General features: G+C 62.2%; 24 protein-coding genes and 3 pseudogenes. 9 read left to right on the forward strand and 18 right to left on the reverse strand.

The annotated features are described in order from the left end of the window. Positions 1-288 precede the first annotated feature (288 nt). From istB to QFZ65_RS12905, 13 genes and pseudogenes are all read right to left on the reverse strand, one after another. Positions 289-1076, reverse strand: a pseudogene (istB, locus tag QFZ65_RS12850) (IS21-like element helper ATPase IstB). Continuing rightward, a complete protein-coding gene (locus QFZ65_RS12855; protein ID WP_306910984.1) occupies positions 1076-1435 on the reverse strand; it encodes a hypothetical protein in 360 nt (119 codons plus the stop codon). Before QFZ65_RS12855 ends, istB begins: the two are co-directional and overlap by 1 nt. Positions 1436-2551: 1116 nt before the next feature. Then, positions 2552-3082, reverse strand: coding sequence for a hypothetical protein (locus tag QFZ65_RS12860; RefSeq protein WP_306910985.1), 531 nt, complete (start codon positions 3080-3082; stop codon positions 2552-2554). Between the two features lie 167 nt (positions 3083-3249). Continuing rightward, the gene (locus tag QFZ65_RS12865; RefSeq protein ID WP_306910986.1) at positions 3250-3963 is read right to left on the reverse strand and encodes a hypothetical protein; all 714 of its coding nucleotides are present in this window, start codon (positions 3961-3963) and stop codon (positions 3250-3252) included. A gap of 504 nt (positions 3964-4467) precedes the next feature. Next, entirely contained in the window at positions 4468-4653 is a 186-nt protein-coding gene (locus QFZ65_RS12870; RefSeq protein WP_306910988.1) for an FCD domain-containing protein, read from the reverse strand. Between the two features lie 105 nt (positions 4654-4758). Next, on the reverse strand, positions 4759-5070 hold the full coding sequence (locus QFZ65_RS12875; protein ID WP_306910990.1) for an alpha/beta hydrolase: 312 nt from the start codon (positions 5068-5070) through the stop codon (positions 4759-4761). Between the two features lie 251 nt (positions 5071-5321). Then, positions 5322-5457, reverse strand: a pseudogene (locus QFZ65_RS19125) (aspartate aminotransferase); the annotation flags it as partial. A 168-nt stretch (positions 5458-5625) separates the two neighbouring features. Further along, positions 5626-5857: pseudogene (locus QFZ65_RS12880) on the reverse strand (hypothetical protein); the annotation flags it as partial. Positions 5858-5990: 133 nt separating this feature from the next. After that, the gene (locus QFZ65_RS12885) at positions 5991-6242 is read right to left on the reverse strand and encodes a hypothetical protein (protein ID WP_306910992.1); all 252 of its coding nucleotides are present in this window, start codon (positions 6240-6242) and stop codon (positions 5991-5993) included. A gap of 74 nt (positions 6243-6316) precedes the next feature. Further along, positions 6317-7810, reverse strand: coding sequence for an aldehyde dehydrogenase family protein (locus tag QFZ65_RS12890; RefSeq protein ID WP_306910994.1), 1494 nt, complete (start codon positions 7808-7810; stop codon positions 6317-6319). Beyond that, positions 7807-9336 (reverse strand): sodium:alanine symporter family protein, encoded by a 1530-nt coding sequence (locus QFZ65_RS12895; protein WP_306910996.1) that lies wholly within the window; start codon positions 9334-9336, stop codon positions 7807-7809. The genes QFZ65_RS12890 and QFZ65_RS12895 overlap by 4 nt, the downstream gene beginning before the upstream one ends. 3 nt (positions 9337-9339) lie before the next feature. Beyond that, a complete protein-coding gene (gene dapA / locus QFZ65_RS12900; protein ID WP_306910998.1) occupies positions 9340-10233 on the reverse strand; it encodes a 4-hydroxy-tetrahydrodipicolinate synthase in 894 nt (297 codons plus the stop codon). A 62-nt stretch (positions 10234-10295) separates the two neighbouring features. Continuing rightward, a complete protein-coding gene (locus QFZ65_RS12905) occupies positions 10296-11681 on the reverse strand; it encodes an NAD(P)/FAD-dependent oxidoreductase (protein ID WP_306911000.1) in 1386 nt (461 codons plus the stop codon). A gap of 288 nt (positions 11682-11969) precedes the next feature. Here QFZ65_RS12905 and QFZ65_RS12910 point away from each other — a divergent pair, with 288 nt between their 5' ends. Further along, the gene (locus QFZ65_RS12910; protein ID WP_306911002.1) at positions 11970-12662 is read left to right on the forward strand and encodes a GntR family transcriptional regulator; all 693 of its coding nucleotides are present in this window, start codon (positions 11970-11972) and stop codon (positions 12660-12662) included. Between the two features lie 635 nt (positions 12663-13297). On the opposite strand, the gene QFZ65_RS12915 is transcribed toward QFZ65_RS12910, so the two are convergent. After that, positions 13298-13426 (reverse strand): hypothetical protein, encoded by a 129-nt coding sequence (locus tag QFZ65_RS12915; protein WP_306911004.1) that lies wholly within the window; start codon positions 13424-13426, stop codon positions 13298-13300. 300 nt (positions 13427-13726) lie between these two features. On the opposite strand from QFZ65_RS12915, the gene QFZ65_RS12920 reads away from it, so the two are divergent. Next, positions 13727-13960, forward strand: coding sequence for a hypothetical protein (locus tag QFZ65_RS12920; protein ID WP_306911006.1), 234 nt, complete (start codon positions 13727-13729; stop codon positions 13958-13960). 345 nt (positions 13961-14305) lie between these two features. Here QFZ65_RS12920 and QFZ65_RS12925 read toward each other — a convergent pair whose 3' ends face one another. After that, a complete protein-coding gene (locus QFZ65_RS12925) occupies positions 14306-14800 on the reverse strand; it encodes an SRPBCC family protein (protein ID WP_306911008.1) in 495 nt (164 codons plus the stop codon). A 636-nt stretch (positions 14801-15436) separates the two neighbouring features. Here QFZ65_RS12925 and QFZ65_RS12930 point away from each other — a divergent pair. From QFZ65_RS12930 to QFZ65_RS12955, 6 genes are all read left to right on the forward strand, one after another. Beyond that, the gene (locus QFZ65_RS12930) at positions 15437-15934 is read left to right on the forward strand and encodes an HAD domain-containing protein (protein ID WP_306911009.1); all 498 of its coding nucleotides are present in this window, start codon (positions 15437-15439) and stop codon (positions 15932-15934) included. Positions 15935-16008: 74 nt separating this feature from the next. Further along, positions 16009-16596, forward strand: coding sequence for an alpha/beta hydrolase (locus QFZ65_RS12935; protein ID WP_306911010.1), 588 nt, complete (start codon positions 16009-16011; stop codon positions 16594-16596). Between the two features lie 637 nt (positions 16597-17233). Continuing rightward, entirely contained in the window at positions 17234-17695 is a 462-nt protein-coding gene (locus QFZ65_RS12940; protein ID WP_306911011.1) for an SRPBCC domain-containing protein, read from the forward strand. Between the two features lie 338 nt (positions 17696-18033). Beyond that, positions 18034-18537 (forward strand): hypothetical protein, encoded by a 504-nt coding sequence (locus QFZ65_RS12945; RefSeq protein WP_306911012.1) that lies wholly within the window; start codon positions 18034-18036, stop codon positions 18535-18537. A 49-nt stretch (positions 18538-18586) separates the two neighbouring features. Next, complete coding sequence (locus QFZ65_RS12950; RefSeq protein ID WP_306911014.1) at positions 18587-18736, forward strand: hypothetical protein; 150 nt, start codon at positions 18587-18589, stop codon at positions 18734-18736. A gap of 85 nt (positions 18737-18821) precedes the next feature. Beyond that, complete coding sequence (locus tag QFZ65_RS12955) at positions 18822-19208, forward strand: hypothetical protein (RefSeq protein WP_306911017.1); 387 nt, start codon at positions 18822-18824, stop codon at positions 19206-19208. Between the two features lie 21 nt (positions 19209-19229). Here the strand turns inward: QFZ65_RS12955 and QFZ65_RS12960 are convergent, their stop codons facing one another. From QFZ65_RS12960 to QFZ65_RS12970, 3 genes are all read right to left on the reverse strand, one after another. After that, positions 19230-19784, reverse strand: coding sequence for a hypothetical protein (locus QFZ65_RS12960; protein WP_306911019.1), 555 nt, complete (start codon positions 19782-19784; stop codon positions 19230-19232). 56 nt (positions 19785-19840) lie between these two features. Beyond that, entirely contained in the window at positions 19841-20134 is a 294-nt protein-coding gene (locus QFZ65_RS12965; protein WP_306911021.1) for a hypothetical protein, read from the reverse strand. Positions 20135-20588: 454 nt separating this feature from the next. Then, positions 20589-20750, reverse strand: coding sequence for a hypothetical protein (locus QFZ65_RS12970; RefSeq protein ID WP_306911023.1), 162 nt, complete (start codon positions 20748-20750; stop codon positions 20589-20591). 217 nt (positions 20751-20967) lie between these two features. Between QFZ65_RS12970 and QFZ65_RS12975 the strand changes: the two genes are divergently transcribed. Continuing rightward, the gene (locus tag QFZ65_RS12975; protein WP_306911025.1) at positions 20968-22167 is read left to right on the forward strand and encodes a hypothetical protein; all 1200 of its coding nucleotides are present in this window, start codon (positions 20968-20970) and stop codon (positions 22165-22167) included. Positions 22168-22263: the final 96 nt, after the last annotated feature.

Genomic DNA, 22263 nt, shown 5'->3' on the forward strand with positions numbered 1-22263 from the left:
GGCGTTCCGCAAGGCCGACCGCCACCTAAAGATTCAGGTAGCGGTACCGAATGACCCTCCGGCTGATCCGTATGCGTACGGGGTGCACGCCATCGGGGATGCCGTGGACGCAGCCGAAGCTTGGTCCGTGCGTCGGCGGATCGAATTCGACGCCGAGCCATTCCGGTCCGTACTCGCCTTATTAAACGAAAATCCTCCCCAGTAATCACCTAGCACAGGCACCTGTGTCAGCGATGGTCGAAAAGTGAGCCGTTTTGCGGGTGCAAAAGTGAGCCACGTTGACGTTGGTTATTCTGCCGTATTTTCCGGTCTTGTCGAGGGTAGCGAGTCTGTCCCTGTGTGTTTGAGCCGGTCGCTCGAGCCCTTGAGGGTGACGACTTCGGCGTGGTGGACGATCCGGTCGATCACCGCGGAGGCCACGACCTGATCACCGAACACGTCTCCCCATCGGGCGAACGGCAAGTTCGAGGTCAGGATCAGGGAGGCGTGCTCGTAGCGTGAGGAGACGAGCTGGAAGAACAGGTTCGCGGCGTCCTGTTCGAACGGGATGTAGCCGACCTCGTCGACGATGATCAGCCCGTAGCGGCGCAGCCGGACCAGTTCCTGCGGCAGCCTCCCGCTCTGGTGAGCACCTTGGAGCCGGGCGACCCAGTCGATGGCAGTGGCGAACAGGACCCGGTGGCCCAGCTGGGCGGCGCGCAGCCCTAATCCGGTTGCGAGGTGGGTTTTCCCGGTCCCGGGCGGGCCGAGCAGGACGATGTTGGATGCCTCGGTGAGGAATGCGCCGGTGGCCAGATGCGCGATGGTGTCGCGTTTGAGACCGGGCTGATGATCGAAACTGAAGTCCTCAAGCGATTTGCGGGCCGGGAATCCGGCGGCGCGGCACGGGACTCGGCGCCGGAAGCCTCCCTGGCGGCGACTTCCCGGGAGAGGACCGCGGCGAGGTATTCCTCATGGGTCCAGCCGGCGCCGCGGGCCTGGTCCGCGAGCCGCGCGGCCGCTTCCCGGATCCTGGGCGCCTTCATCGCGCGGTAGTAGTACTCGATCTGCCCCGCGGTTTCCTTGGCCCCGGGCATCAGGCGACCCGCCCGTCATCGAGCACGACACCGAAGGCCCGGTCGTAGTCCGCCAGATCCCGCAGCCCGGGAGTGTCCGTGGTCGGGGTCGTGTTCTGGAATGCCCTGCGTAGGGTCCGTGCGGCCTGCACGTGCTCCGGATCAGTGAGCGACTGACCGGCGCCCCAGCACCGGGGATGGGTTCCGATGCACTTTCCGTCCAGGCTGATGCTGACCGTGTCCAGATCGGCGGTGACCTCGACGAACCTGCCGATGGCCTGTGGATGGACGGAGTAGTCGTTGGAGCCCATCCGGACGTAGTAGTCCCGCGGAAGCCGGACCGGGGCGGTGAACCCCGTGACCGGGGCGACCGGCGGCAACGCCAGCAGCGCCGCCTTGTCATGTTGTATCCGGAACCGCGAACCATGAATAAGTGTTGGCTACCCCCGACTACCCCGACTACCCCGACAGAACCGAAACGAGGACTGCATAACCCAACTCCCAGCAGGCGGAAGGACCACTAGCTAGGGATTTCAACCCGCCACCCACACACCTGAATAGGCCACCGCGGCGGCCAGGCCACAGTCGCCACCCAGCCGTCAGAGCGACGCGACCAAGCTTTGTCAACACGTTAAACCAAAAACGCCCCTTCGACGAGGGGGTTTACTGCCCGAGGGGGACTCGAACTGCTTTCCCGGCCTTACAAACGCTGGAATGCCGCGAAAACACGCGGAATCCGAAGCAGTACGAAGGCGCTACAAGGTAGTCCGAGACGAAAGTGTGGACAATGTACACACCCTTCTTGGGGGCCCGATTTCTCAAAACTTCGTCGACTTCTGGTTTCTGCCGCCGCTAGAGCCTTTCGTTCATCCTCTCTAGGCGGGACAATTCCCGGGACAAGCGCAGGAGCAGCCGTATGGGCTACACACATTACTTTCGCGGCCTTACCGCAACGCCTGTCGTCCTGGCCAACGCAAAGGAGATCATCGAAACATCTGCGGTAACCGTCTGCGGACCACTAGCCGAGGGCCTCCCCCTCCCTACTCAGTGAGACTACTCAACCCAGCAGCTGGTTCCCTACCAGAACGACGCTCCAGCATAACGACAAAAGCGAAATCACGATGCAAAGGCCGTTGCACGAAGCACGACCACTCACAGTGACAGCAGCATCAGACAGCTACGGCCCGGCAGCTTGACGGAATATCCGTTATCGGCTCTCTTAGGCGCTGCCGTTTTTGGCTCGGCGAAGTGCGCCGCTTAGACCAAGTGCACCTCCCCAGCCGCCACCGGCCCTCACTTTCCCCTGCGGGCGAGCATTCACTCGAGATTGTGATGGCTGCGGTTCAGTTTCGGTCTCCGCCCACGGGAATGCTATTACGAGTTCAGGTTAGTAAACCTGAAGTCGTAACGGCTGCTCTGACTACTCTTGACCGCCCGTGATCGTCCGCCAGCAGGCCCTTCCCTCCCCAATTTGGACCGCCGACATAAAGATTTCGTCAGCGACGGATTGGCGACTCCAGCACCTCTTCGTACGCCCGACCAAGCCGGTGACGGAACTCGGCAGTCAGTTTAGAGTCGTCGTCTACCAGCTTTTTCAGATCCTCCAATGACACTCCTGAGTGGTCAGGGCCCGCGTTGGATTTCAATAGGTTTTCCGATGTCTGACGGATGGCTGCGTAGTAGCGGACAGCGAGAAGATCCATCGCCGCGTGCCAATGCTCGCGAGGTGCAGCGCTCACCAAGAATGCCTCCAAGCGACCGTCCAAGACGAAGCCCGTTGTTCGGGTCTTTCTGTACTGTTCGTGCAGAATGGGGGCCATCTCTTTCAAAGTCACCCCTTCTCCCAAGCGGTTATCCCTAACTCTGATGTAGTGCACGATGGCGAAGTGCAGCTCATTCGCGGTCAGGGTCATCTGGGACACAAGGTCATGTCGAATAGTGCCGTCGTCTTGCGCGCGCTGTTGCCGACGTGCGATCCAGGCCAGCAAGTATCCGAATATCAAGGTCCCCAATACGGCAGCGGTCAAGGGCCCCACCACAGCAAGGAGCACCCTCTCCCATATGCTTACGCTCTCCTGCTGCATTCCTAGCCCCCTGCGGCACTCCTAGCTGTCGTCGGTCGTGCACTCACCCTAGGCTGACTCAACGAGACTCTCGACCTGAGGGTGCAGTTCATTTTCGATGCCTCCTTTTCCTAAGGGGCAGCCCCCGTGCTTGGTTCTGCTGGGGCGGCACCTCCCATCTTTCCACTTGCCCCGCCACCAGTCGTCTTTCCGGTTGCGGGACCATCAGCCGTGCGGGCTTTAACTACTTCCGCGCCCATCTTGGTCGCCCTGCCGCCGAAGTAGAAGCCAGCCACCGCTGAGAGCAGAGTGCCCACGAGCGTTGCCGTGTTCTTGGCTAAGTCAACGCTGTCGCGGTGCGCGGCGGCCAGTTTCACTGCAAACGTGCGGGCTGTAGGCTCTGCCTGTGGATTTTCCACGTTCAACTCAATGATCCGATCCTGTGGCAAAACTTTAAGTGCGTCAGCCGTTACCCCCCGAGAAATAAATCCATCGCCTTCGCCAGCGCGGATTTGGTTGAAAAAGAACACCGAGAAGACTGCAAACACAAGCAGCAGCAGCAGGGCGATCACCGCGCTCACGGAGCCGCCTGGCATCCCTAGAGCGCCCGGCCGATCCTCGGGATATTTCCTTCCGACAATAAAATTCGTCGTAAGTGCCACCGCCATGAGCATAGTTAGCAGGACTACTAGCCCAACGATAAGGAACAGTGGCAGCAAGATTTCGGAGCTGGGCTGTGGCTGACCTTGTGAGGAATGGATCATCTGCCCAAGCATAAAAAGGATGTTGACTAGGGCGACCACGACGAAAACTAAGAGAATTAACCCTACGTAACGGCGTCGCATAACTAGACCGCCTTTCCGTTCATGTCGTGACGGAGCTGTGGCTATTCCCGTACATTGAGACGCGCCCAAGATCCTTGGTAGCCGGATGGTACCCCGAAGCCATCGTACTGACTAGGAGTTCGAGACAACTCTTCTCGCGTTCGAGCCACCTGCGCCTTATGCATAGCATTCGCCCGCTAGGCGTACTCTCCCGCAGGATAATTGAACCTGGCGATGGGCGTCTTGCCTCGCAGGTTGCCGTGCCGCCGACAGGTGTTGTAGAAGTTGCCATGACCGCGACCGGTTGGACTCGCCGAGCCTGACGAAAGATCCATTATCGGCGATCAGCCATTGGTCTCAGAAGGGGCCGCCCGCCGCATCTTCGACGGCGCTCCGCTGTGAGGTGAGCTCGGGCATCAGGCATCAGGCATCGGGCATCGGGCATCGGCCCACTGTCATTGACCCGATGGGCAATTTGGCAATTGAGGTGAATCTGGAAGGCTGACAATCCTGTAAACCACAGAGCTAGGCGCTCTGCTCATCAGCGCCGAAGCGGCTTGTTTCGAAGGCTGTGTGCGCCAGGCAAAGGTGGGCGGCCATCAGTGCTTCTGCGGCTGAAGGGTTCCGGCTTGCAATGGCATTGGCCAGGTCTTGATGGAAGTGGACGCTGCGGTCGATGTCCGCGTCCGAATAGTAGAAGTACGTGCCCAAGGTCCATGAGGTGTCAGTGAGGCGACCTCGGGCTGGGCCCGGGCGATCCCGGGACCCGTCGCGTGTCCGGCCTCCGGCGTGAAGAAGTCGCGGCGCAGACCGCGATCAGCCACGACTACTAAGGTCCAGGAGGTAAGAGACGGCGGATTGCAGATCGGCGAGCTTCTCCGCCGGTGCCTCAAGCTGGCGCGGACTTCCTTCGCTGGCACCGTAGTGGGCGTAGTCGAAGGACAGTGCGACGAAACCCTGCCCGGCGAACTTCTCGGCATACGTGCCGGCCATCTGCTCCTTCACGGAGCTGAACGAGCCCTGAACGAGGACGGCCAGGTACTGGCCGTTCTGGTCAAAGTTCTCCGGGGTGTACAGGTCTCCCACGAGGGTCAGGCCGTCACGGTCAAATTTGATGGCGTGCTTCAATGTATGTTCCCGTCGATGGTATTTCCCGCGGCATTTTTCCGAGTATTCGCCCGTGCAATTGGCAGGACGGCCAAGCCGACGCCTCTGCATCTGCGGGTGCGGCTCGTGGCCACACATCAAGACTCCCGCGATACCTGCAGGCCCACAATGGGAAAGAATCTTCCTAGGCAAGGGCGAACCCTCCCCGGGGCTCCAGAGATGACGGCCTAGGCAGTAACGCGCCTGCCCTGAGGTCGTGTTAGGGGCTCGAGGGCCGTCGGAATGTTGATGTCACCAAGGTGGAAGGGAAACACGCGGTTCCCCTGAGCCTCCCAGGCGGCCGCGGCATGCGCGACATGAAGGCGATTTCGGTCCCTAGCCGCTGAGCCGGTGCCCGAGTTGCTGCATGCTGTTCCACTCCTCATCGAGATGGACATTCGAAAGTTGAGAGATTGGGAACCGGCCGGTCCGTACGTACGGCGCCGTCACCAGCCTCGTCAGGACCGGTCAACGGCCCTGACGCCTCTCGGGTGCCCGTGAGCCGAGCCTGGGTCGCGTCCGTTGGTAGTCGGTGGCTAGAGCGCATGCGAAGGAGCGCCACAGCTGAAATAAGAAACCAGGCGATGTTGGTCGCTACTGAGGGCCAGGCTCCGTGGAACGCGCTGTTGGCTATAAAAGCGATTGCACCGAAGAGGTTGGCCAGTTGGAAGCACCTTCCTGCCTTCAACCAACCCATGGATACGGCTAGAAAGGCGCCAAGTAGTGCCGCTGCTCCTGCCCACCCCGCGACTTCCCATAACAGGTCCATAGCCGTCCTTTCTTTGTGGTCCCCCACAACTAAGCGCTTGGTGGGCATGGCGCTGGAAGTGCAACCAGCGAACTAATGGGACGCGGGGCTGGGCGGCGTTGCAGGCGGTTAGGCGCGGTGACCTGCCCCGGTCTCAGGGCGCCTCGAAGCCTGCATCCGTGGTGACTTTGTAGTGGAAGCCGCAGCTCTCCTCTGTTGCCCATGCCTCGTAAGATTCGGCCTTCTCGAAGAGTCTTCTACCGGCCGGTGTTTGCTGCAGCCAGAGGATCTTTCCGTCCTCGGTCACTGTATCGACGTGCCCGTTACAGATGGTGACACCCTGTTGCCTGATCTCGACGGATGCACCTGGGAGCACGCTCCAGTCTGTTATCTTCCTGTGGATCATCGGGATGTCCTTTCGGGTTCGCGGATGCGCCCCGGCGAGCCGGGGCGCATCGGGAGGTGCTGTGCAGAGCGTATTCAGTCGCGGTTGTACATGACGTGTTTGGTGCGGGAGAAGTCCTCCAGCGCGTAGCTGGAGAGGTCCCGGCCGTAGCCGGAGCCTTTGAAACCGCCCCAAGGCATCTCGGTGGCGATGACCAGGTGCGAGTTGACCCAGACCGTGCCGAAGTCCAGACGGCGGGGCACGGTGAGTGAGCGGGCGCTGTCCTTGGTCCATACCGAGGCCGCGAGCCCGTAGATGGTTTCGTTGGCTCGGGCGACGGCTTCCTCGTCAGTGCTGAACGTCTCGACCGACACGACCGGGCCGAAGATCTCCGTGCTGGCGATGGCGGCGCCCGCGGGCACGTTGGTGACCACGGTCGGCTCAATGAAGAATCCGGGACCTTCGAGGGCATTGCCGCCGACGGCGATGGTCAGGCCGTCCCTGCGGACGTCCTCGAGCGCGGCCAAGACCCGTTCGTAGTGCGTACCGGAGATCATTGAACCGATTTCGACGTCGGTCCCGGTGCCTGGGGTGCCGATGGAGATCCCGCTGACCTCATTGACGAGGAGCTCGGTGAACTTCTCGGCGACCGATTCGTGGACCAGGACCCGGCAGGCTGCGCCGCATTCCTGGCCGCCGTTCCAGAACCCGGCACTGCGAACGCCCTTGGCAGCGGCTTCCAGGTCGGCGTCGGCGAAGACCACCACGGGTGCCTTGCCGCCGAGCTCCAGGTGCAGGCGCTTGACCGAGGAGGCGGCGCTGGCGGCTACCTTCTGGCCGCTGCCGACGCTTCCGGTGATGGCCACGAGGTCCACGTCCGGGTGCTCTGAGAGGCGGTTGCCCACTACCCGTCCGGGGCCGGTCACGATGTTCACGACTCCGGCGGGAAGCTCATCGGCGATGAGTTCGGCGAGCTTGAGCGTGGTCAACGGTGTCTGTTCCGAGGGTTTGAGGACGAGGGTGTTGCCGGCGCCCAGGATCGGGGCAATCTTCCACGCGGCCATCAGGAGCGGGTAGTTCCAGGGCGTGATGACGCCGACGACGCCGACGGGTTCGCGGTGGATGACCGAGGTATGGTTCTCTGCGTAGTCGCCAGCGCCGAGGGTGCTGAAAGCCCGGGCGGCGCCGGCGGAAAAGCGGAAGGTGTCGATGGCGCTGGAGATGTCGTCTTCCGCCACCGCTGCAGGTTTGCCGGTGTTCGCCGCTTCCAGGGTCTCGAAGAGGTCGCGGTTCGACTCGATGACGTCTGCGATCCGTAGCAGGACAGCGGCACGGTCCTTGGGCATCTTTGATGCCCAGACGCCCTCGGCGGCGACGGCGGCAGTAACCGCGGCATCGACGTCTTCAACGGTACCGGCCGGGACCTGGGTAAGGACTTCCTCGGTGGCCGGATTCACGACGTCGACGGTTTCCTCCGAGGTGGAGGGGACGAACCGCCCGCCAATGAACTGGCCGAAGGGCGGGAGGGACGCGGTAGGGGCGCTTTGCGCCCGGAGGACGGTGAACAGGGTCTTTTCTGTGGTGGTCATGACTTGCCCGGGGTCCTTTCAGTGGGATGGCCGGTGTGGAGGAGATGGTGGTGGTGGTGTTCGACGACGGGGCGTGTTTCCCAGAACTCGGCGCCTTCGATGCCCAGGGCCTTGGGGTCAAAGGTGGGATCCAGCCCCTGTTTGCGCTGGCGTTCGTAGTCCTTGTAGATCTTGCGGACCAGTGGGAAGAGGAAGGCCAGGCAGATGAGGTTAACCCAGGCGATGAGCCCGAGGCCGATGTCGCCTGCGGCCCAGATCAGCTGCGCGTTCACCACGGATCCAAAAAACACGATGGCCATGGTGCCGAATTTGAGGACGTTCTTCCACAGGTGTCCCTTTTTACCGTCCAGCAGGTAGAGCAGGTTGGAGTTGGCGACGTAGAAGTAGGCCAGCAGGCAGGTGAAGCCAAAAAGCAGGACAGCGACGGCGACGAATCCGGCTCCCCAGCCCGGGACCAGGGTGTCGATGGCTTCCTGGACCCAGTTGGCGCCGACCGGGACGCCGGGCAGGTTGTTGACCAGGAAGCCGCCGGAACCGTCCGCGACGTTGTACTTGCCCGAGACGACCATCATGAGCCCGGTGGCCATGCAGATCAGCAGCACGTCGATGTAGATGCTGAAGGTCTGGACCAGGCCCTGTTTGCCCGGGTGGGACGTGCGTGCCGCAGCCGCGGCGAAGGTTGCCTCGCCGAGGCCGTTGGAGGAGGCGAAGACAGCCCGGCGGACGCCCCACGCGATGGCGGCTCCGGCGATGCCGCCCATGACGGGGTGGATCCCGACGGCGGACTGGAAGATCAGTGCCACGGCGGCGGGGACGCTGCCGATGTTGATGCCGATCACGGCAAGGGCAAGGATCAGGTAACCGATCGCCAGGACCGGGACCAGGGCCTGGGTTACCTTGACCAGGCGGGTGGTGCCGCCGAAGATAACGAGGGCGATCATTACCGTGACCAGCACGGCGGGGATCCAGCTGTCCAGGCCGAATGCCAGCTTGGCGCTGGCCGCGATGGTGTTGACCTGCAGGCCCGGGAAGATGAATCCGTAGCCGATGACACCGAGCACTGCCACGAGCGCTCCTACCTTCGGGAGCTTGAGGCCGTACTTGATGTAGTAGGGCATGCCGCCGATGTCTTCGTTAGCGTTGCGTCGGTCTTCGTCCTGGACCTGGCGCTTGAACGTCTGGGACAGTGCGGCTTCGGCGTAGCCGACGGTGCAGCCGACCAGGCCGGTGACGGCCATCCAGACCAGCGCGCCGGGGCCGCCGGCGCTGACGGCCGTGGCGACGCCGGCGATGCTGCCGACGCCCACGCGACTGCCGAGGGCCAGCACGAGGGCCTGGAAGGAGGACAGGCCGCCCTCTCCCGCTTCGCTGTCCTTCAGCTGCCGGAGCATGTCCGGGATGCGGCGGAACTGGACGCCTTTGGTGGCGATGGAGTAGGCGACGCCGAGGCCCAGGACCACGTAGGCCATGGGCGCCCAGATGGCGTCGGAGACGGTGGAAAGGAAGGCTGCGAAGTCGGTATCCATGGCTTAGCCGACCGTTTGGTAGAGGGCGGACAGCGCCTGCTGGACGCGGGCGTGGTCCCCGGCATTCAGGTCCGCGGTGGGCCGCCTGGGTGACCCTGCGGGGAGGCCCTGCAGCGCCAGGCCGGCCTTGACGGCGGGAATGAACGGCACTGACAGGAGCGCGTCGATTACCGGGTACACCTTCTTCCACCGCTCCAGGGCACCCTGCAGGTCGCCTTCGGCGATGCTGCGGCTCACGGCGACGATTTCGTTGGGCACAACGTTGGCGGTGCCTGCCATGACACCGGCGGCGCCTTCGACAAGGGCGCTGTAGAGGTAGACGTCCCAGCCGATGAAGGTGCCGATGACGTCCGAGTGATGGTGGATCAGCTGCAGTGCCTGTTCCCAGTTGGCGCTGGAGTCCTTGATGTAGCGGATGTTCTCCACCTCTTCGGCCAAGGCGCGGACGGTGGCCGGGTCCAGGTTCACGCCGGTGACGGCCGGGATGTTGTAGAGCATCACCGGGATCGAGACGGAGTTGGCAACGTCCTTGATATAGCTGACCGTCTCCTCAAGCGTGAGCGGCTCGTAGTACGGGGTGACCAGCATGAGCACGTCGGCGCCCAGCTTCTCGGCGGCCTGGGAGAGCCGGATGGCCTCTGCCGTGGATGTGGCGCCGGTGTTGGCGATGACCGGCACGCGGCCATCCGCCTGCCTGATGACGGTCTCGATGAGGAGCAGCCGTTCCTCCGAGGACAGGGCTCCGACCTCACCGGTGGAGCCAGCTGCGACGACGCCGTCGACACCGGCCTCAATGGAACGGTCGACGATGCGGCGCAGGGTGTCGACGTCGAGAGTTTCGTCCTGGTTGAAGGGGGTGGACAGGGCGGTGAGGACACCACGGAGATCTTTGGACATCTGAGTTGTTTCCTTACTTGAGTTCGGTGGACGTGCTGAAGACCGGCAGGTCGGAGAAGGGATCAGGCGACGATGGACAGGCCGGAGTGCTGCGGTGCCTTACGGTGGGTAGCCAGTACGCTTGCCGCCTCCTGAGCTGCGGAGAAGCCGGTGGTGATGGAGCCTTCGGTGTACAGGGTGCCCAGGTAGTCGCCGGCGAGGAAGACCCGGTCGGTGCCCCTCATGAGGGTGGACTGAATCTTGGCACGGCCCGGGAAGCAGTAAGGGGACGCGTTCTTCCAACGGTCGACCTTGGCCTCGACGACGCTGTCGGCGAAGCCATGGCCCAGGACCTGGTCAAGGTCGGTGAGGTGGGTCTTGATGACTTCCTCCTCGCTCTTCTCCAGCAGGGCACGACCTAGGCTGGCCGGAGAGAATGTCATGAAGCTCCCGCCGGGCTTGCGCACGGACTCGGTGCCGCGAACGATGCTCGCCTGGTTCAGCGCGATCGCGAAGGAGCGCTTCGGGGCGGCAATCGCGTAGATGTCGTCCCACGGCTTCGCGGTAGTTTCGTTGGTCAGGAAAGCGGTGCTGACATGCGGGCCGTATTTGATCTGGCCCAGCGCGCCTCGCAGCTCCTCGGGAAGGTCCACGCCGATCTTGTGTGACACGTCGGCGGTGGTGGCCAGGACCACCGTGCGGGCCTCCACCTCGCGGTCTGCCCCGTCCTGGCGGTACCGGACTACGACGGATTCCTTCTTGTGGACCACTTCAGTAACAACGGCACCGAGCTGGATGCGCTCTCCCAGGGCCACCGCGATGGTTTCCGTCAGGGTGGACGGGCCGCCGACGATGCCCTGGCTCAGCCCCTGGCCGAAGCCGAGGACCAGGCTGAAGTAGCCGATGCCGGCGCCGGCGGAGATCTCGTCCATGTCGCCTGCGGATCGCGTGACTGTGGTCTTGAAGAGTGCCCCCGCGTCCTCGGATAGATCTCCGATGAAGTCCTGGAACGAGGTGTTGTTTTCGAAGTCGTAGATCCGCTGCTGGCGCATAGCACCGGACTCTCCCGCGCGCTTGCGCACCACGCGGGTGTACTTCGCGACTCCGCTGACCACTTTCAGGCCGGCACGCATGGTGTCCATCCGGGAGGAAAGGGACATCGGGATGCGGAACGGGTAGGTGGCAATGTGCCCCTTCTTGATGAACTTCCCGTTCATCGACAGGCCTTGCAGTGACCCCGGGATCTGGACCGCCATCACGCCGACCTCATTGAGCAGCGCGTCGGTGGAAGATCCTGCGCCGGCGAAGACATGCCCGCCCCAGTTCAGCCAGTAGTCACCCCGGCGCTCGGAGCGGATGCGTCCCCCCACCCTGTGTCCGGATTCCAGGACTACCGTGTCCCAATGCCGGAGCCGCCAGGCTGCCGAGAGGCCGGCAAGGCCTCCCCCGACGATCACTACATCTTTCATGATTCCCATTCCTTGCTGTTGATTCGTTGCGGGACCGGCCGCTGTAGCGGCCGGTGGCACCACGGGAGATTGGTCGAAGGTCGCGTGAGACGCCGCCATTATCGGCGTCCGCACCGGAGTAAGGTGCACTCCCGGTGGAAGGCCTCAAGGCTCTACGTTGTGTGACTCAAACCACCATGAGATGTGATCACAAATCACACAAGGCTTGCTAGAGAATTTCCTGACCATGACTCGGCGCTGATGAGGGACCCCGAGAGATAGTGCCGGCGCGGGCCGTATATTTGATCTGTGGTCATATCCCAGCGCGTCGAGCCAACCCTTCTGACCGACCAGGTCTACGCGATGATTCATGCAGCGATACTGAGTGGGGACCTGCCGGCCGGGTCGCGGCTGAAGGTGCGTGATCTCGCTGAGCAGGTGGGAACGAGTGTGATGCCTGTCCGCGAGGCAATCCGGCGCCTGGAGGAGACCGGGTTGGCCGAACGCCAGCCGCACAAGGGGGCAGTGGTCAAGAGCCTGACCTTCGAGGAGCTCATCCACGTCTACGACGTCCGGCGGCTCCTGGAAACTGAGGCCGCACGCCTGGGCGCTGAGCAGGTCACCGCCGAGGACGTCGACAGGATGCAGTCCGAATACGACCTAATGCGGAAGGCGATTGACGAACGCCGGGTGATTGACCTGCTCGATCATGACGAGGCCATGCTGGCGATTCTCTACGAAGCCGCGGGAAATCCGGTGCTGGTCCAGATGATCCGGGCGCTGTGGCAGCAATGCCGGGCGTACAAGATCGTTGGCGCACAAGGTTCCCTGGACGCTGGAAAAGACGACTCCCTGTGGCGCTACCAGCAGGACCTGGTGGCCGCCGCCCGGCATGCGGACCCGGCAGCTGCCGCAGCGGTCAACGAGGCCTCTCTCCTGGACGCCAGCGAGAGGATTAGGGCAGGGCTGGCAGAACAAGGGGCACCAAAGCTCGGCGTGTAGTTCGGGTTCACTGCCTGCTCTCCGGCAGTGGACCCGACGATGGAGGTCCCATTGATTCCCCGCCAAGAGACTCAGTCGCGCACGTTTCCTTGTCTGGTGTGAGCATCGACCGCCTCACAGCGGAACTTCGGAACGAATGGAGCAGACCAGAATCCTCGGCGGATGATCAGAATTCCCAGGAGTCGAAACGCGTTGCTCTTCCCGAGGAGCGCGTCCTGGAGTGGTTTTCAAACATCCTGAGACCTCGCGCGATGGGATGAGGATTTGAAATTGCCGCAGTATGGGTCTCCCAAGGAGACTTACTGCCTGGCTTGCCTCGGACCGTGCAAGGCCTCTATCACTCGCTTGCGCTCCCCCGGATCGTCTCGACCCGGTCGAGGACAAGAACGCGGACGTCGAGGTTGGATACGAGAAGCGGTGCAGCACTGGGACCAAGGCCAAGTCGCAGTCACAATTCCAGAAGCGTTCCACAAAGACCCGGATATTAGTTGGGAGCTTCATCCCCTCACCAGGTCCGAGAAGAAGAAGGACCAGGCCCAGTAGCCCCGCGTACCAATGATAGATGGCGGATGACCGCAGGCCCACGAGGAGGCCCTTGGCACATTGCCATGGGCATCCCTGCCGTTCACGTCAGCTCAGGGGCGGTCCATGCCGCGCGGGTTGTAGCCGGGTTTCTTGGCGGCCCGGCCGGCAGCGTCCTTCATCATGACCTTCAAGCGGATGTGGCGGTTGCCCTCGATGTGGTCCTCTAACTTATAGGGCAATTCGATTGCGATTCAGCGCCGCCCCGGACACTATCAAAATTGTCAGCTTAGTACGCCCGGAAATGTTACGGTGTCAAGCTTGCACGCCGAACAGGCCAAAGGCTTCTGACCTGCGGAAACACTGTGCCCGAGGTGGGACTCGAACTGCATTCCGGGTCTTGAAAACGCTGGGAAGCAGCGGAAACATGCGGAATCCGAAGCGGTACGAAGGCGTTACAAGGGGGTCCGAGAGGAAAAGTGTGGACAATGCACACACCCTTTGGGCCAATTTCTCGAACTCGGTCGTCGACTTCTGCCTTCATGCAGGTGGAGCCGTTCGGGACCATTGACCCGGGCGCGGGAATCCTCTCCGTGCTGCTGGTCGCCTTCGCCGCGAAGGCGTTGAGGATCATTCCGGACCGGATGCGGAAATCCCCGCAGGCGGTCAGCCTGGCCATGGGCGTCTTCATCACCGTCTTCGCCCCCGCGGAACAAGGCCGGTCCCCGCTCCCCATGGGCATCGGTGTCATCGTCCACGTCAGCGGGACAGGATGACCACCGAGCGCTGCAATCTGGCGTGGCCGTTCGCCATCAAGCCGCCCAAGGCGTTCAAGAACATATCGATCCTCAACGCCTGCTGGCACTCCAACGGCTACATGACCATCCCGGCTCGCGGGCACGCCGGCTCCGTGCGCGAATGGCTCCTGCTGGTGCTCATCGGGGCGTACGCGATCCTCGGCGTCGGCGGGACCACCGTCGCGACGGGACAGGCTGGGCTCACCGAACTGGTGACCGTGACCGCTCCCGGTGGACAGGGCCACTTTGTACGTGCCATCGCTGGTCAACCCGGCTCGCATGGAGCACCCGAAGCCGCATATCGGAATCGCAAGGCAGTGACCGTCACGGCTCGGCAATTCCGGTACGTGACTGCTCAGCGATGGTACGGAGTCGTTGAAGGCTCTCCCCGATGCCGTCATGCATTGTCTTGCGGCGGTTCTTGTCGCGACCGAAGTTACTCACTATGATCCATCCGGCTCGCGTAATGGGCCGCACGACTTCATAGGATTCAGTTACGCGGGTTCCCCCGTCCTCGGGTTCAAACCTGTAACGCCAGTGCAGAGTGCCGCAAAAGGGCTCGGTACGGGCGAATGCGAACTCCCGGGCCGGCAACACCGCAGTGACGATCGGCTTGTTGCTCCACCGAGATTTACCTATTTTGTTCTGTGCCTTGAACCGGGCACCCAAAGCAGGTCCAACAGCACCGCCGAGCCACACACAGGATGCTACCTCTGGACTGTATTCCGGCGTCCTCGTAACGTCCGCCACGATCTCGTAAACGTCCTCGGGCGGAGCATCGACATGGATACTCAACTCATCTCGGTCCAGAGTCTGCACCGGAATGCCTCCTTAAAGGAAACCCCTCATTCGGAAGGGGTACGTCTCTTACCATCGCCCCGATGCTCAGGCGAGTCAATCCCGGCTGTCCTGTCCGCGACCGACCGGAAGTTTAACCGATGGACTGCTAAGAGATGAGCTGCGCCGCTTCTCCGAAGAGCACCGGTCGAATGCACGCCTCGCCCTTCGCATCGACATGATGCTCACCTGGATCCTCCACGGCGGCGAGAACGACTGACACCGACGCTGCAGCCGTCCCGGAACCCCGCAGCTCACCGGGCGCGAGGTTTCGCTGGAAAGGAAGTCCCACCCGGTGCCGCCGACACGCCTACCTTCAATGGGTCGACGCCCAAAGCGTCCCTGGTCTCGCAGGCGGGATCCAGGTTCAGGAAGGAGGGCCGGTCGTTGCGGAACGGGCACCTACCGCAGGGGCGCTTGAAATTGAAGGAGGTGGCGGCGGAAGTGGGCATGGACTCGATGTGTGCAGACGGGGCCCCCGGCGGCGTCAACTCCGACGACCTTCCGCGTTCAAATGTCAATGTGGGCATCACCGGATGCGCAGGATCCCCCAAAAATGTTCCGGGAAACGTGTCTGGCGACTACCGTCCGGGGTGGAGACGGACTATGGTCTCGGTCATGAAGCCCATCATCCTCCTGGACGTCAACGGTGTGCTGAACCCGAAGCTTCAGCCGGATGACAGCTCCAATGGTGTGAATGCGCATCTCTCGGACTTGAAGGCAGCCTTGGTGCGGCGGCTCGCCACCAAAGGGAGGATCGCCTGGGTGTCGTCATCACGTGATGACCTCATGAACAGCCTCGAGGCGCAGCTGAGCCTTGAGGTGAGCCCACTGCGGGTCGCGATCACCCCGGAGCCAGGCGACGAGGACCAGCAGACGCCCAAGCTGGGGCCTGTAGCCAGATGGCTGAACAACATGGAGGCCGGGAACGGTGCGGATTGGGACGCGGTTGTGTGGATCGACGACGCACTAGGGGCAGACGTGCATGACTGGGCGCACCATTACCACCAACCCGTCCTGCTGGAGAAGCCGGACCCTGAGGAGGGCCTGACAGAAGCCCACGTTGTGGCGGTGCAGGTTTTCATCAACGGCGAAGACCGGGGCCCGGCCTCCTGACCTCAGATCTGATGCCGCCGCCGCCAGAGTCGCCGTTGGGCCGATCTCAGGCTGTCCCTATAGAGTCTGTGCCTATGACAGCAACATCCAGCGACGTCCCGATCCGGTCCGTCCAGCGCGTCGTCGTCGTCCATGGGTACGAATCGTCGCCGGATGCAAACTGGTTCCCTTGGCTTCAAAGCGTCCTCGAAGCTGGCGGCATAGCCGTCACTGTAGTTCCTCTCCCCGGCCCGGACGATCCTGACAAGGCAGCATGGGAGGACGCGGTCGGCGCGGCACTGGGAGTGCCTGATGCGACAACGGTCGTTGTGGCTCATTCCCTCGGAGCGGTCACTGCCTTACGGGTACTCGCGGCGCTGCCGGAGCCATGGGAGCTGGGCGCTCTCGTCTTGGTGGCAGGCTTCACCGAACCACTGGAAGCACTGCCGGAACTCGACGGCTTTCTCGCAACCGACGTTGACGTTGAACGGGTGGCAGCAAGCATCGGGGAACGAACAGTGCTCCGCTCCGACACGGATCCGTTCGTGCCGCCGGAAGCATCCGATGACCTCGCCAGGCGTCTGGACGCACGGCTGCAGGTCCACCCGGGCGCAGGGCACTTCATGGCAGACGACGGCGTCACAAGGCTGCCGGCTCTCCTTGACGTGATTCTTTCCAAGTAGGGCTTCGGTGATGTGGTCCCGGACTGCTCCGTGGTGGTCTTAGGAGGCGGTGAGGCGTCGGATGTGCCCAATCGAAGCTGCATGCGGATTGGCAGGACCAGCTAAAAGGGTGCCGCGCCGGCAGGCTCGTCGAGCAGATCGTTGATCGTCTGCCCCTCCAGCAGTTCCCGTTCCGTGTCCACGGTCCAAACCTATGTGCCGCCGGTGCAGGCCCTTGGAGTGACACACCGGCCTTTCAGCAGTCTCCGTCTCGGACCTGGCGTCCCAGCCGGCGGCGTCCGGTACCAGCTCGAAAGTGCTGGGGCCGGCGCTGGTGGACTGGCTGGCGGGCCGAAACTACAGGCCGCTCAATCCTTACGCGATGTTCTGAGCACATAGATCGCAAGGGCAAGACCGTCCCTTTGCCTGGCTGCGGATGCTGTGTGCCGACGGCACCCCGGCGGTGAAGCAATTCATGTCACATAGACCTTTGAGGGTTATACGAGACATTACGGTGAGACAGACTCGGTGAGACATTGAGGAGCATTAAGACCCCCGGATCACGCGGCCGCTGGAAGTGTGTTGAAAGGTATAGTTCCTGAGACGCCGCGGACGCAGGCTTCGTTGACAGCTCCGGCCCTCCCGGCTACTTTCAAACATGCCTAGAACGGATCGAGCATCTCTCCTTATTCACGCCGACGCGCACCTGGTGTTCGACGCCCTTACCAGTCAAGAGGCGCTGGCCCAGTGGTTGCCGCCGAAGGGCATGCGGGGCCGATTTGAGCGGTTTGACATGCGCACCGGCGGCTCTTACCGACTCGTTCTCACCTATGAAAATGCATCTGACTCCCCCGGGAAGACATCGGCGGACTCCGACGTGACTGAGGTACGAATTGCCCAGCTCGTTCCAGGAGAACGGGTGGCGCAGGAGGTAGATTTCGAAAGTGATGGAGTCGTCTTCCAAGGGACAATGCAGATGGATTGGAGCCTGCGTAGTGAGCATCAGGGAACGATCGTGGAGTTTGAGGCGCGAAACGTACCTGAGGGCATTCGAGCTCGTGACCATGCCGAGGGGCTGACCTCATCGCTGGCGAACCTCGCCGCCTATCTCGAACCGTGAACCCACGGTAGGTCAGGCCAGCAGGAATTCGCACCAGAGCGGGTAGTGGTCCGTCACCGTGGATGTAGCTCTTTTGGGTGTGAGTATCTGGTTGTACCGTCGAGCAGCAAGACAACAGACAGACGATGATGACGGTCAGCCTCTGCGCGGATTCGCGTGCCCATGTACGCCAGGGTCAGGACGGGCTAGGGTGGCGGCAATAGCCAACTATCGGATCGGGGACCAATGACCTTCTGGCGATCGAGCATGATGTTTTCACGACCTGCCACCACCCCGTGACCCCTAATTCCCGCGGTCGCTTGCAAGGGCTGGTGCGGCGCACGCCTCTGTGGATACTCGTGCTCGTCATTGCTACCGCATATGCTGGCCTGCAACTGGGCGTGCGCCTCCTCCGGGGCAAGGAGGTCGGCGCAGAAGATGTTGCCATGTACGGCGCCTTCGGCGTCGCATCCGGCATCTTCATCGTGTGGATGGGTGTCCGCGCTGCAGCGAAGGAACGGGCGCTCCCTCCCGGCTCGCCCACTGCAACGAACATCAAAAAGGCCATGGCTACGGGACAACTGCCGGAGCACGCCTCCGCAAAATTGTGGGAACCGGAGCTGATCACACTCCTTATCCAGGAGCGGCGCTGGGCCTGGATCGGGTCCGTGTTTTTTGGTCTTGCGACCGTGCTGGGTGTCTTCGTCATTTTCGACAGCAGCGAGGGCCCTTGGCTCGGAGTGGTCTGCACCGCCGCGTTCCTCGGCCTGGCTGTCGGCTTCCCGCTGTGGGTCCGGCACCGCCGGCCACGGATACAGCGGCTTCTCGACGAGTTCCCGGAGGAAGAGTCATTGTGGCGATAACGAGGGCGGTCCCTTGAAACCCCGGCGGCTTGGCATATTTCTTCTGTGCGTGGGCGCTTTGGATGCCCTCATGGGCACCATCCTGGCCATTCAGATCCCGCCGGACCGCATCGGCATCTCGCCATACGTGCTCGCCGTCAGCGGCGTCGTCCTGATGTTCGGCGGCTACTACACCGGGAAGCGCAAGGATGGGACCTAGCGAGGTGCGAAGCCATGGTCCCGGCAACCGTAATGACGGCAACAAGTACGAGTGGCAATCGTGGCCGGCTGACTCCCTGGAGGGGATGCCACCGAAGCACCGCCGGCTGGTCGTCTGGGGCCTGCTGTGGCTTATGCTACTGAACTTCATCACGCGAACCGCCCTGGACGCGCTAGGCATAACCGAACCGTGGTCATCCCTGATGTTGGCGGCTGTCCTGGCTGCCGTATTCATTCCCCTGCTCCGGGGATCAGTCACTGAAACCCGGGCCCTTCGAGCCGAAGGCATCGACCTGCCCGCCTTTGCGGTTACCCGCAAAGCAGGTATCTACCTCGCCATCACCACCGGCCTGCTGTGGTTCGCTTTCGCTGCCCTCGCGGTCGCCGGGCAGTTCACCTTCCCGCTGGTGCCGATCGCCATGACCCTCATGCTGGCCTTTCAGGCCCGCCAGTGGAAAGCACTATCACGCTGACTGGCCGCATCCGGGTGGCGCTCAGGAGACCGGGCCTAAGCTGCGATTGACCAGCAGGTCGATGCTTGCCTGAAATGCAGCGATTTCGACGGTGCCCTTGTCGGTTTCCAGAGTCGCGATCCTTCCTCTGGGAAAGGAGGCCGCCCATGTCCCCTTGGCCGGTTCGCCGACCAGAGCCGGCGCGGTATAGATTTCGACGGGACCGGTCAGAGAGCCGGCCAGTCCGGTCTTGGCCTGGAAGAGGAGCCTGCCCGGCTCAGCTTTTGCATAGCCCAGAGCCCATCTTCCGTTGAGCGCGGAGCCCCTCTCCCTGTGGGCGCACTCGAAGATCCCCTGCTCTGCGTCACGGGCTACGCGCCGCCTCCTCAGCGGGATCACGGGCAGGCTGAGGATCACCGACACGACAGAAATAGCAATGATCCCGATGCCTACGGCTGGCCAATAGCCGACTGCGTCGGTGAGTGGGCCGACTACCAGCGGCATGAGCAGCACTATCGACACGTAGGTCACGATATTCCAGTCAACGATCTTCTCAACGAGGCTGCGGGGCGTCGGCTGGGGGGTGAGTTCGTTCATCGGTGCCCGCCCTTCTTCGCTCAGGGCGCCATCTTCTCTCCCGCGCGCATCTGCTGCTACAGCCTTCGTCCGCGTCGGTCCCAGTCGGCTCGACGAGCCTCGTCCTCGTCCCAGAAGGGCGCGTCGTTCCTGCGGACCCGAAGCAGAAGCAGTAGCTGGATGGCGCTGATGATAAACCAGGCCGTGTAGAGCCAGAAGGACACCGGGTCCCATCCGTGGCTGGACCCGACCTTATTGAGGGCGAGCAGTGCGCTGCACACAAACTGCCCGCCGAAGACCCAGAGAGCGAACCTCCAGGAGCCGCGGCTCATCCGTGGCTCAAGGCGTTTGCGACCCTCGGTACTCGACATGGTCAGAGCCTACTACCGCGCCCGGCGGCACGGGCAGCGAAGCTACTGAGAGCCTGATGGCTCAAGTGACGCCGACCGGAAGCTCATCGTACTTTTTGATAGAGCCGCTAATCGAACAAGATGTGGAGCCCCGCCACAAGGGCACCGGCGCCGAACAGTACATGCAGAATAAGATGCCCATGTCTTGCGTGCCCGTGCGTGCTCAGCCCTATCCCTGGCGGGAACGACCTTGAACTTTTCCGTGATCAGGTACGCCTGATATGCGGCTATCGGCCTACGGAAGACGAACCACGCCAACGCCACCTCTGGGGATAACTTTCACTCTTTCAGAAAGTCGGAGATTCGGGTGCAAATCGCTTGACGCATCTACGGTGGCTGCGGTGGGCGTTGAACAGGAAAGAAGCCGGAAAGCATTACGCTTTCCGGCTTCCTCGGTGTAGCTGACCCTTAGCGTCTACAGCGCTGCGCGAATCGCCGTCCGCTCCTCGGCCGTCGCCGCCGGCGGCAGTACGGCACCGATCCGCTTCTTGATGTCGGCGTAGTGAATGCGGACGATCCCCAGCTCCTGGGCTCTGGTGTTGTATCCGGCCTGGTACGCCTGGGCGATGTTTTGCAATCCGCTGGCCTTCGTCTGGGCTGCACAACCGGACGAGGGCACTCTGTCAATAAGTGGCCAATTGGCCTGCTGCTGAAAAGTTAGCTTCTGCCGCTGTAATCAGCGCGGTGGTGGGTTCAAGAACCACTTCCATTCCCCCGTGGCACGCGAGAAACTAGCCTCTTAGCTCCTCTCTGTTGAAACCGGAGAGGTTTGTACTGCGGCAAAGGGTGCGGCTATGAGCGATCAAGACCAGCCAGGAGATATTTCCCAAGTTCCCGTCCTCATTTTTGTCCCTGGCCTGGGTGGGGCTGAGGCCAACAGCGCAGATCGTCTGGCCGAAGTAGTGGCGACGGTTGCCGACACATTGGACGGCGGCGGAACGTTCGGGACTAAGACGACGTCTGTTACGGCACCAAGCGGACTTACCGTGGGCAAGACTGTTGTGGACGGGGCGGACCAGCCCAGGTTGCAGTTATTTCAGTTCGACTACGCCTCGGTCCTCGCAGAATCCCCGAGCACAGCCTTTCCTTCGGTCGCGCCAGGGATGGTCCGCTCTGCCGTCCTTGCAGGCGTCGGTTTCTGGAAGTGGTTCAGAGCTTTGCGGCGAAAAGCCAAGACCGCTCGCACGAAGTGGCAACTGTTCCTGGGCTTGGTCGCCGGCCTGGTGCCCCTTATTATCGCCGCTGCTGTGGCTATGTATGCGTTTCTGCTCGCGCTGAGTATTGACGTGTCGTGGGTTGCGGATGCAGTCAAGCACCTGTCCCTGCTGGAAGCCCTTCTTGGCCCGAATCCGACGCCTCGGCTTTTTGGTTTCGCCTCATTGGGACTCACTATCAGTTGGGCGCTTCTTCGCAAGAAGGCTCTGGCCCTGGCCGATTCTGCCGAAACATTGATTCGTTTCACTGAGAATTATGACCAGAAGGCCGATGACATAACATTCAAACTCGATCAAGCGATTGACGAACTGCGGAGGACCTGGAAGGGCCCGCTGCACTTGGTGGGGTATAGCTTCGGCAGTTTGGTTCTATTCGAAGCCCTGTATCCGCGCGCAAATGCCCGAATGTCGCCCAAACCGGTGGCACCGGTATCGTCACTTGTCACGATTGGCTGTCCTCTCGACCTCGTGCGGCTCTTCGAACCCTCCTATGACAAGGGGAGAAAGGAACGTAAGGAGAATCTGAGGTGGACCAATATCTTCAATGCAGCCGATATTTTTGCTTCTAACCTAAGGAACGGGAATGACAAAAAAGATGGGGTCGAGACATTCACGGTTGGAACCGCGAGGCCACATTCGATCCGGTACACAGATGAGGAGATCGGACTCCTCCAGGTCTTCGTGAACGGAAGGACCCACTCCAGCTATTGGGGCGAACCTGACGAGGCCAACTGCTTGGGTGAATTGGTTTCTCAATGGCTCGCCGTCCGCGTGCCGTGACGGTGATGATTCGACACTTGCGACTTAAAGGCCCCGGCTCCGCGTTTCGACTTCGGATGTTGCCAACCCTCTAAGCCTAACCGCATGAGGCAAGAC

Source organism: Arthrobacter sp. B3I9, from assembly GCF_030816935.1.
Classification (GTDB): Bacteria; Actinomycetota; Actinomycetes; order Actinomycetales; family Micrococcaceae; genus Arthrobacter.

Bases quoted from the DNA above. Each gene is read 5' to 3' on its own strand.
- QFZ65_RS12895 (WP_306910996.1), bottom strand. From the start codon at position 9,336: ATGGATACCGACTTCGCAGCCTTCCTTTCCACCGTCTCCGACGCCATC.
- QFZ65_RS12960 (WP_306911019.1), bottom strand. From the start codon at position 19,784: ATGAACGAACTCACCCCCCAGCCGACGCCCCGCAGCCTCGTTGAGAAG.
- QFZ65_RS12865 (WP_306910986.1), bottom strand. From the start codon at position 3,963: ATGCGACGCCGTTACGTAGGGTTAATTCTCTTAGTTTTCGTCGTGGTC.
- QFZ65_RS12935 (WP_306911010.1), top strand. From the start codon at position 16,009: ATGACAGCAACATCCAGCGACGTCCCGATCCGGTCCGTCCAGCGCGTC.
- QFZ65_RS12975 (WP_306911025.1), top strand. From the start codon at position 20,968: ATGAGCGATCAAGACCAGCCAGGAGATATTTCCCAAGTTCCCGTCCTC.
- QFZ65_RS12940 (WP_306911011.1), top strand. From the start codon at position 17,234: ATGCCTAGAACGGATCGAGCATCTCTCCTTATTCACGCCGACGCGCAC.
- QFZ65_RS12955 (WP_306911017.1), top strand. From the start codon at position 18,822: ATGCCACCGAAGCACCGCCGGCTGGTCGTCTGGGGCCTGCTGTGGCTT.
- QFZ65_RS12905 (WP_306911000.1), bottom strand. From the start codon at position 11,681: ATGAAAGATGTAGTGATCGTCGGGGGAGGCCTTGCCGGCCTCTCGGCA.
- QFZ65_RS12885 (WP_306910992.1), bottom strand. From the start codon at position 6,242: ATGATCCACAGGAAGATAACAGACTGGAGCGTGCTCCCAGGTGCATCC.
- QFZ65_RS12965 (WP_306911021.1), bottom strand. From the start codon at position 20,134: ATGTCGAGTACCGAGGGTCGCAAACGCCTTGAGCCACGGATGAGCCGC.
- QFZ65_RS12890 (WP_306910994.1), bottom strand. From the start codon at position 7,810: ATGACCACCACAGAAAAGACCCTGTTCACCGTCCTCCGGGCGCAAAGC.
- dapA (WP_306910998.1), bottom strand. From the start codon at position 10,233: ATGTCCAAAGATCTCCGTGGTGTCCTCACCGCCCTGTCCACCCCCTTC.
- QFZ65_RS12920 (WP_306911006.1), top strand. From the start codon at position 13,727: ATGCAGGTGGAGCCGTTCGGGACCATTGACCCGGGCGCGGGAATCCTC.
- QFZ65_RS12930 (WP_306911009.1), top strand. From the start codon at position 15,437: ATGAAGCCCATCATCCTCCTGGACGTCAACGGTGTGCTGAACCCGAAG.